At 60.9% G+C, this 8,801-nt stretch carries 9 protein-coding genes; 3 read left to right on the top strand and 6 right to left on the bottom strand.

The window, feature by feature from the left end; translation table 11 throughout:
- Nucleotides 1-48: 48 nt before the first annotated feature.
- Nucleotides 49-1,527 carry a cysteine--tRNA ligase gene (gene cysS / locus AC5DC2_RS14345; RefSeq protein ID WP_491698960.1) on the bottom strand — a complete coding sequence of 493 codons (1,479 nt, stop codon included), beginning with the start codon at nucleotides 1,525-1,527 and terminating at the stop codon, nucleotides 49-51.
- A 387-nt stretch (nucleotides 1,528-1,914) separates the two neighbouring features.
- Between cysS and AC5DC2_RS14350 the strand changes: the two genes are divergently transcribed.
- Both AC5DC2_RS14350 and AC5DC2_RS14355 read left to right on the top strand, forming a co-directional pair.
- Nucleotides 1,915-2,616, top strand: coding sequence for an outer membrane protein (locus AC5DC2_RS14350; RefSeq protein WP_491698961.1), 702 nt, complete (start codon nucleotides 1,915-1,917; stop codon nucleotides 2,614-2,616).
- A 149-nt stretch (nucleotides 2,617-2,765) separates the two neighbouring features.
- Nucleotides 2,766-3,335: a hypothetical protein gene (locus tag AC5DC2_RS14355; protein WP_491698962.1), complete on the top strand. Its 570-nt coding sequence runs from the start codon at nucleotides 2,766-2,768 to the stop codon at nucleotides 3,333-3,335.
- Here AC5DC2_RS14355 and AC5DC2_RS14360 read toward each other — a convergent pair.
- On the bottom strand, nucleotides 3,332-3,784 hold the full coding sequence (locus AC5DC2_RS14360; RefSeq protein ID WP_491698963.1) for a L,D-transpeptidase: 453 nt from the start codon (nucleotides 3,782-3,784) through the stop codon (nucleotides 3,332-3,334). The two genes, AC5DC2_RS14355 and AC5DC2_RS14360, sit on opposite strands and share 4 nt — an antisense overlap.
- Before the next feature lie 117 nt (nucleotides 3,785-3,901).
- The gene (locus AC5DC2_RS14365) at nucleotides 3,902-4,852 is read right to left on the bottom strand and encodes a nucleoside hydrolase (RefSeq protein WP_491698964.1); all 951 of its coding nucleotides are present in this window, start codon (nucleotides 4,850-4,852) and stop codon (nucleotides 3,902-3,904) included.
- 139 nt (nucleotides 4,853-4,991) lie between these two features.
- Between AC5DC2_RS14365 and AC5DC2_RS14370 the strand changes: the two genes are divergently transcribed.
- Nucleotides 4,992-5,777: a TSUP family transporter gene (locus tag AC5DC2_RS14370; protein WP_024709381.1), complete on the top strand. Its 786-nt coding sequence runs from the start codon at nucleotides 4,992-4,994 to the stop codon at nucleotides 5,775-5,777.
- On the opposite strand, the gene cobU is transcribed toward AC5DC2_RS14370, so the two are convergent.
- The 3 genes from cobU to AC5DC2_RS14385 form a co-directional block, all read right to left on the bottom strand.
- Nucleotides 5,767-6,300 (bottom strand): bifunctional adenosylcobinamide kinase/adenosylcobinamide-phosphate guanylyltransferase, encoded by a 534-nt coding sequence (gene cobU, locus AC5DC2_RS14375; protein WP_024709380.1) that lies wholly within the window; start codon nucleotides 6,298-6,300, stop codon nucleotides 5,767-5,769. The genes AC5DC2_RS14370 and cobU overlap by 11 nt on opposite strands.
- A 220-nt stretch (nucleotides 6,301-6,520) precedes the next feature.
- Nucleotides 6,521-7,525, bottom strand: coding sequence for a glycine betaine ABC transporter substrate-binding protein (locus AC5DC2_RS14380; RefSeq protein WP_491698965.1), 1,005 nt, complete (start codon nucleotides 7,523-7,525; stop codon nucleotides 6,521-6,523).
- A 314-nt stretch (nucleotides 7,526-7,839) separates the two neighbouring features.
- The coding region (locus AC5DC2_RS14385) for an ATP-dependent DNA helicase (RefSeq protein WP_491698966.1) at nucleotides 7,840-8,801 on the bottom strand (962 nt) is incomplete at its 5' end.

Genomic DNA, 8,801 nt, shown 5'->3' on the forward strand with positions numbered 1-8,801 from the left:
CCCCCTCAAGGGGGGAGATTGAAGGGAGAGGAACTGCATGCACCGTGCTCACCGCTTGACCTCCCAGGTCGTCTCGCGTTCGCCGGTTTCCTTGTTTTTCGAATCCTTCAACTGGATGCCCTGCGCGGCCAGTTCGTCGCGGATACGATCGGCCTCTGCCCAGTTTTTTTCGCGGATGAAGGCGAGGCGCTGGGTGATCTTTTCGTCAATTAGCCTAGTCTGATCTTCACTAAGCTGATTGGCTTCCACCGAAAAGCCAAGCAAACGCAGAGATTGGCGGAACTGAATTAACCTATGCTCATGTGCTGGTTCTGCGTGTGTCGACGAGTTGCTCAATACGTTAATTTGTTCATGCAGGGATTTAATCGCGGCATGTGTATTAAGGTCATCGCGAAGGGCGTCCAGCACACCTGGGTGAGGTGCCTGAGTATTGTGAATGGATTGGTATCCCACTTCCTGATCTTTGAAAGCCCACTTTCTAAACTTCCAGAGGGTGCGCCTAGCTTCGAGTAGTTTTTCTGTCGAAAAATCGATCGGCTCGCGATAGTGCGTCATCAGCATCGCCAGCCGCAGCACCTCGCCCGGCCATTTGCGGCCGCCGAAATTCTCCGTCTCGAGCAGCTCCCGGATCGTGAAAAAATTGCCCTCCGACTTCGACATCTTCCGGCCTTCCACCTGCACGAAGCCGTTATGCATCCAGACATTGGCCATGACGTGGTTGCCGTGGGCCGAGCAGGATTGCGCGATCTCGTTTTCGTGGTGGGGGAAGATCAGGTCGAGGCCGCCGCCGTGAATGTCGAAGGTCTCGCCGAGATGTTTCTCCGACATCACCGAGCATTCGATATGCCAGCCCGGACGGCCGTTGATGGTCTCGGTCTTGCCTTCGAAGGTGAAGCGCCCGTCCCATCCGGGCTCGTCGGCGGCGCTTTCCTTCCACAGCACGAAATCCGCCGGGCTTTTCTTGTGGCTTTCCACCGCGATGCGGGCGCCGGCCTGCTGGTCCTCCAGATTACGCCGCGACAGACGGCCATAGTCCGGCATGGAGGGCACGTCGAACAGCACTTCCCTGCCCTCGGCACCCTGCGCGACATAGGCGTTACCCTTGTCGAGAAGCGTCTGGATCATCGCCACCATGCCATCGATATGCTCGGTCGCGCGCGGTTCCACCGTCGGCGCCAGCACGCCGAGTGCCGCGATATCCTTGTGGAACTGGTCGGCGGTTTTTTCGGTTACCTTGCGGATCGCCTCGTTCAGCGGCAGGTCCGGATAGTCGCGCTTTGCCCGCGTGTTGATCTTGTCGTCGACGTCGGTGATGTTGCGGACATAGGTGACGTGGTCCTCGCCATAGAGATGGCGCAGCAGACGAAACAACACATCGAAGACGATCACGGGCCGCGCATTGCCGATATGGGCAAAGTCGTAGACCGTCGGCCCGCACACATACATGCGCACATTGTCGGGATCGATCGGCCGGAACTCGGCCTTCTCGCGCGTCAGCGTGTTGTAGAGCTTCAGGGCGTCGCCCATGTCCAGTCTCCCGAAATCAGTCTTGATGCACGCACAGGCCGGCGGCCCGGCCGGGTCGTCTGTCAGAGATTGGGTTTCAGGACAAGAACGGCCGGCCAGCGGGACGCTAGCGAATAATCGTGCAGATAATGCAAAGGGCCGTGTTCATGGCAGACCTTATGCCCCGCGCACGCCGGGCCGTCAAGAGCCGGCGCCCGATTCGGCGGACATCCGGGGCGAAGGCGACTTATCTAATAAATAAGTAATTTATTTTATAGTAATAATAATATAAAACTAAATACATAAAATACAACTAATGTAAAATATGAATATCATTATTGTCAATTATGATTTAATTAACCATTATGGTATTGATTTATACTTGAATTAATCACGAGGACGAAAACAATGAACAGATCTCTCAGTCTTATTGCACTGATGATGGCCTCGGCCATGCCGGCGTTCGGGGCAGATGTCGTCGCGCCGCCACCGTTTGAGCCTCCCGCCCCTCCGCCGCCCGCGCCCTTCGACTGGACCGGCGTCTATGTCGGCGCCCTGGCCGGGTATCACTGGACGGACGCAGACCCGCACACCTTTCGCGTCGTTCAGGACCATATCAGGATCGACAACTGGCTGGGCGGCGGCTTTGTCGGCGCCAACTACCAGTTCGAGAACAATCTCGTCGTCGGCATCGAAGGCGAATTCGACTATCTCGCCGGCTCGGGCAACGAGAACCTCCAGGTGGTGATTTCCAACAAGGTCGAGACGGCCGAGGGAAAGCTGGATCTCGGCTGGTCGGGCTCGCTGCGCGGTCGTTTCGGCTATGCCTATGAAAACACGATGCTGTTCGGCACAGCAGGCGGCGAGCTGGCAAGCGGGCGCGGCACCGGCAGTTTCAACGGACAATCGATCGACACCGGCACCCGCACGGTCAAGGCGTGGACGGTCGGCGCCGGCATAGAACACGCCTTCACCGATAACTTCTTCGCCCGCGCCGAATATCGCTATTCCTATTATCCGAAAATCAGCCACGACTTCAGCTGGGACAAGGACTTCAGCATCGAGGCGAGCCGGAACAAATTTCAGGTCGGCCTTGGTTATAAGTTCTGAGCAACCGCGGCGGCCGGATTTCGCAATCAGCACTGCCCCGGAAAAAGCACGCGAACAGCTTTTCAGAGCTCGAGAAATGTTGCTCTCGGCGCGATCGCATCGTATCCAGGAAAGGATGTATCCGTTGCCATCTGCCAGGGGGAAGCCGCGTGAATTGGAAAGCCTCGACTCTGATCGGTCTTGTCGCAATCGTATCGGCGGGCTGCGTCAGTGAAAGCAGCCCCTTCTCCCGCGCAAATCCCGCCTTCGAAAAATACTACAACGGCCCGACGGCAAAGAGCAAAGCACTCGAGAAGTCTTTCTCCGGCCACACGCGGATGACCTATGAGCCGGTCCACGGGACTCAGGTGGAGTATTTTTTGCCCGACGGACGGACATACCTCTGGTACCCGGGCAACACGGTCGTGCTTCCGGGACTTTGGGAAGTGCGAAGCTATACCATGCCCAATCTGGACCTCACCAACATCAACAGGCCTGTGGTCCGCGTCGAGGAGGTCATACCGCTCTGTTTCCAGTACGGAAAGAAAACCTACAATCCCGCCACGCGCAAGCATGGGGACTACTGGAGCTGCTCAATAGCAAGCCCTCGTCCGATAACCAGGGGTGAACTCCGGCAAGGCGATATCTTCCGGCTCTCGGAGCGTGTGAAGCCGCCATTCATCCTGCCAAAAGACAAGACCACCTTCACTGCATTGTTGAAGCAGTGCGGCGACTGCTAGTCGCCGATGACCACCGTCATGTTGTCCAGTCCGACGGACTGGGCCAGGCTGAAGAGCAGCGCCGCGTTGTCCGGATGAAGCCGCACGCAGCCATGCGAGGCGCGTGAGCCGAGACGCGACAGCTGATCGGTCCCGTGAACCGCGTAACCGTGATAGAAGAAGATGGCATAGGGCATCGGCGCATTGTTGTATTTGCGCGACCGGTGGTTCTTCGACAGCCATTCCGCGCCATAGACGCCCGGGGGCGTCGCATAGCTTCCCGCGCCCGTCGACACCGGCCACACATAGCGCTCATAGCCGCCGACAATCACCTTCATCGTCTGCGTGCTGAGGCTGACGGCAGCGACAACCTTGCCAGGCTCGAAAATGTCATCGCCGGACTTGCGGGCCGCGTTGGCCGCGGACGTTGTCGCGAGCAAAACGAACAGACCGACAAGAAAAGAACGCATGGCATCCCCCGGTTACACATAGCCCCTTGAAGTCAAGTTATGCGCACCGGGGAATTCATTCAACGCGTTACTGCCAACAAGGTAAACAATTCAGTCTTGTTGAGCACGTTACTGGCATCAGGGCGCAAGCGTGGCCGCCACCAGATCGACGACCTTCTTCGCCTCGATCGTCATGGCGACCTGCTGTTCCGGCTTGCCGTCCCACGCGCTCGGCGGGAAGAACGGGCCGGCCGGCTTCTGAAGGGTCAGGCCGTCGGCGATCCCGCCGCAGACGACGCGCACGGTTCCGGCCCTAAGGCCGAAGAGCTCCGGCGCAACCACATAGACGCAGGCGCAGCTGTCATGCACGACCATGCCGTCGTCCACCTGCTGGCTGTAGAAATCGATATAGGGATCGGAGATCCTGGCCAGCAGCTCGACCGCCGGGCCGCCGCGCAGCGCCAGTTCCTTCATCACCGTGCGGGTCATCACGGTCTGGATCGTGACGTCGAGCCCGATGATCACCACCTTCCAGGGCGCGGTGAAGACCGCGTCGGCGGCTTCCGGGTCGCCGTGAATATTGGCCTCGGCCGCCGGCGTCACATTGCCGTTGCGCTCAAACGCGCCGCCCATGACGACCACCTGCTTGACGAGGCCGGCGATCTCCGGATCACGGGCGAGCGCCAGCGCCAGATTGGTCATGCGCCCGACGGCGACGATTTCCACCTCGCCCGGATTTTCCCTGACGGTATCGATGATGAACTGAAAGGCCGGGCGCGGATCGAGCGGCACATCGTCGACCGTCTCGGGCATTTCGATGTCGCCGAGGCCGTTCACGCCGTGCACGACCACGGGCCAGGGCGCCATCGGGCGGGCCGGATCATAGGTCTCGTCAGCGCCGCGCGCGACCGGCGCGGAAATGCCGAATTCCCGCTTCAGGAACTGCGCATTGCGGGTTGTGGTGTCGGCAGATGCATTGCCGAAAACCGACGTGATGCCGAGAAGCGCGATATCGGGGTGACGCTCGAGGAACAGCAATGCCATGGCATCGTCAATGCCCGGGTCCGTGTCGAAAATAACCTTGTGCATGAAAACGAATCCTGCTTCTTGAAAGATCATAAACCGGCTGAAGCGCCGCCCGTGAAACGACCTACACGATCCGGGCGAAAAAGGAAACGATGACCGCCCACGGCCATGCCCGCGCCCGCCCTCACGGAGCACGACCGAATTGTTCGAAGCCAGCCTCCACCTGCTGCTCATCCTGTTCGCCGCAGCCTTCATCGCCGGCTTCGTCGATTCCATCGCCGGCGGCGCGGGCCTGATCACCATTCCAGTCATGCTGATCGCCGGCATCCCGCCGCTGCAAACCCTCGGCACCAACAAGCTGCAGGGCATTTTCGGCGCTGCCTCGGCGACGATCTCCTATGCCCGCGGCGGCAGGGTGGATCCGAGAACGCAATGGCCGATGGCGCTTCTCGCCTTCGGCGGCGGCGCGCTCGGCGCGGCGCTGGCAACCGTGATCTCCGGCGATATCCTGCTGGCGGTTCTGCCCTTCCTGCTCGCCGGCATCGGGCTTTACTTCGCGCTGCGCAGCGGGCTCGACGATACCGACCGCCATCAGCGCCTCGCAGTGCCCGTCTTCGCCGGCCTCGTGGTTCCGGCGATCGGCTTTTATGACGGGCTGTTCGGGCCGGGCACCGGGTCCTTCTTCATGATCGCCTTCGTCACGCTCGGCGGGCTCGGCATGCTGAAGGCGACGGCGCGCACCAAGATGCTCAATCTCTCGTCCAATCTCGGCGCCTTCGCCGTGTTCCTCGCCGGCGGGGCGATCCTGTGGAAGATCGGCCTTGTCATGGGGGTCGGCCAGTTTCTCGGCGCCCAGACCGGCTCACGACTGGCGATGAAGCGCGGCGCGAAGATCATCCGGCCGCTTCTGGCGGTCTCGAGCCTCGCCATGGCCGCCAAGGTGTTTCTCGACGACCAGAACCCGGTCTATCAGTGGCTCATGATGTAGGCTTCATCGTCATCGGCAGGCCCGCCGCCATGAAGATCACCGTTTCGGCCGCGGCCGCGACCTTCTGGTTCAGGAGCCCGGCCTCATCGCGGAACCTCCTGGCGAGCGCATTGTCGGGCACGATGCCGAGGCCGACCTCGTTTGCGACGAGGAAGAGCGGATAGGGACATTCGGCGACGAAACCGGCCAGCGCGCTGCCGGCCGCGCCGATATCCATGTCGCGGAGAATGAGATTGGTGGCCCACAAGGTCAGGCAATCAACCAGAACCACTGGGCGTTCGGCACGAACAAGACCTTCGAGGCAGGCGACCAGATCAAGCGGCGCCTCATGGGTCTGCCACCCGTCGCCGCGCGCCGCCTTGTGGTGGGCGATGCGTGCCTGCATTTCCGCATCAAGCGCCTCGGCCGTTGCGACATAATGGAGATTGCCGTCAAAGGCCCGCGCCAGTTTTTCGCCCTGGGACGATTTGCCCGATCGCGCGCCGCCGATAATGAGGCAGGTTTTCCGACCCATCGCTTGCATCCGCAAAGCCCCGCCCTCACTGCCGATTGAAAGGAAGATGCGCCGGAAAACGGTTGGGACATGAAAGCGGACGATTCGTAGAACAAAGAGGCGTCCGCGCTGTTGATCATGTCCGGCGCACATCGCCGAAGACCATCTCCGAGCGAGCACCAACCATTAACCGACGCATTATTGATATAGCGTCGCAACGCCCGCTTCACAAGGCGGTGACCGAACGGCCTCAAAGAGCCGCGGCAACCTTGTCGGCGACATCCTCGGCGAGCCAGGCCTTCCAGACCTCGGGATAGGTTTCGAGGAAATAACGGGCGCCGGCCTCGTTTCCGGCATCGTTGGCGCTCATGAAGGCCAGCACCTCGCTGACGGTCCCGTTGCTCCAGGAACGGTTGTTGAAATAGTCCATCAGGTCTTCGTGCTCAGTCACGAAAGCGCCGGAGACCAGGGTGTATACGGCTGATACGGGATAGGCGTTGAGCTTCGGATCGGCACAATCGGCAACGATCGTGCACCGGTCCCACTCCTGCTTGCTGAATTCGACGCCGAAGCTGAGCTTCACCATGTCGTATTCGCCAAGCAGCGCCGTCGGCGCCCAATAGTAGCCAAGCCAGCCCTGCTGCGCCTCGAAGGCACGCGCGACGGAGGCATCGAGCGCCGCGCCAGATGGGGCGTCGACCAGATCAAACCCTTTCTCCGCCCCATCAAGCGCACGGAAAAGGTTGGCGGTCGAAACCCGGCACGCCCACCCCGCGGGGCAGTTGAACACGGCGGGCTTGTCGCCGCCCTCGGCCGCGATGAACAGCTCCGGATGGCTGAGCGCCTGCTGAACGGTCGTGATTTCCGGATGCGCGTCGACGATGAATTTCGGGACCCACCACCCCTGTACGCCGCCTTCGTTCAAGAGCGGCGCTCCAAAGGCAACGCGCTTCTCGGCGACAGCATGGTCAAGCGCCGGCGTCGCGCTCTCGAACCAGAATTCGGGAATGATCTCCGGCTCACCGGTGACGATGATGCTGGCCACGGCGCTGTCGGTATCGCCGGGCACCATGTTCACCGTGCAGTCAAATCCCTTTTCCAGGATCAACCGGTCCACCCAGGCGGCAAGCCCCGCCGACGGCCAGTCGAGCTCGGCGATCGAAACCGCGCCGCAGCCTTGCTCAGCGCGCGCGCCGTCGGCAAAGAGCGGGAACGCGCCCAACAGAACTGTAGCGGTGGCGATATGCGCTTTCATGATCTGCCCCCCGAGATTGTTGCGCGACCCGACAGGACGGTTCGCCGGCAGAAATCAATCCGGATTCGATTTTCGTCAAGAGTAGTGTCCGAAGGCTCAAATGACAAACACGGGCTTCGGCTTTTTTTGTGGCAGAGGGCGGAAAAGAATGCGTCTGCGCTAACCAAGCAGTAAGGTTCTGGCGCTAGAAACAGACGGCGGACGGTTGCGCGGCGACAAAGCCCCGACCTTTTGAAGTTCCTGCGTGATCGGGGTGCCGTTAAAGGTACTGCGTATGCAGCCGCCGCGCGTTTTCTCCCGCCTCTCCTGCGGCATCAGGAAACGATCGTCAGCCTTTCGGCCGCGCGGGTGATGGCGGTGTAGAGCCAGCGCTCTCGCGTATCCCGGAAGGCCCAGCTTTCATCGAACAGCACGACATTGTTCCACTGCGAGCCCTGCGCCTTGTGGACCGTCAGCGCGTAGCCATAGTCGAAGTCGTCATAACGTTTCTTCGTGGACCAGGGGATTTCCGTCTGGCTGTCCTCAAAGGCCGCCTTCAGGAGCTTGATCCTTGCTGCGCCGCGATCGGGATCGTCCTCTTCCGGGTTTACCAGAAGATTGATGCCCGGCTTCACCGTTTCCTTGGAGGCAGACATCACCTTCCACAGAGAGCCGTTGAGCAGCCCCTTGGCCGGGTCATTGCGCAGGCAGACCAGCTTGTCGCCGGCCTGCGGATAGACCTGCGAAAACCCCTTGAGCTCCCGCAGGCGCTGATTGTAGCGCCGACGCGTGCGGTTGGTGCCGACGAGAACCTGATCGGCATCAAGCACCAGATCCTGGGTGACGTCGCGCTTGGTGATCACCTTTGCCTGGCCGTAATCGCCGAGCGGAATTTCATCACCCTCGCGCACCCGCATCGCCAGATCGATAATCGGGTTGTCGCGCGCCTGGCGGTGGATCTCGGTCAAGAGATAATCGGGCTCGTGATTGGTGAAATAGCCGCCGCCGGAGACGGGCGGCAACTGCCCGGGATCGCCGAGCACCAGAACCGGCGTGCCGAAGCTGACGAGGTCCTGGCCGAGCTTTTCGTCGACCATCGAACATTCGTCGATGATGATCAGCGCGGCCTTGGCGAGCGGGCTCTGCCGGTTGATCGAGAACATTGGCGCGACCGAAGTCTTTCCGGTCTCCTCGTCCTCGATCATCTCCTCGCCCTTGGGCCGGTAGATCAGCGAATGGATGGTGCGGGCATTGCTGGCCCCGCGCGAGCGCAGCACCTGTGCGGCCTTGCCGGTGA

The organism is Martelella sp. (genome assembly GCF_984369615.1).

What these genes read in the sequence shown, in the direction of transcription:
- AC5DC2_RS14350 (WP_491698961.1), top strand. Translation starts at nt 1,915, where the DNA reads ATGAACAGATCTCTCAGTCTTATTGCACTGATGATGGCCTCGGCCATG.
- cysS (WP_491698960.1), bottom strand. Translation starts at nt 1,527, where the DNA reads ATGGGCGACGCCCTGAAGCTCTACAACACGCTGACGCGCGAGAAGGCC.
- AC5DC2_RS14360 (WP_491698963.1), bottom strand. Translation starts at nt 3,784, where the DNA reads ATGCGTTCTTTTCTTGTCGGTCTGTTCGTTTTGCTCGCGACAACGTCC.
- cobU (WP_024709380.1), bottom strand. Translation starts at nt 6,300, where the DNA reads ATGCAAGCGATGGGTCGGAAAACCTGCCTCATTATCGGCGGCGCGCGA.
- AC5DC2_RS14380 (WP_491698965.1), bottom strand. Translation starts at nt 7,525, where the DNA reads ATGAAAGCGCATATCGCCACCGCTACAGTTCTGTTGGGCGCGTTCCCG.
- AC5DC2_RS14365 (WP_491698964.1), bottom strand. Translation starts at nt 4,852, where the DNA reads ATGCACAAGGTTATTTTCGACACGGACCCGGGCATTGACGATGCCATG.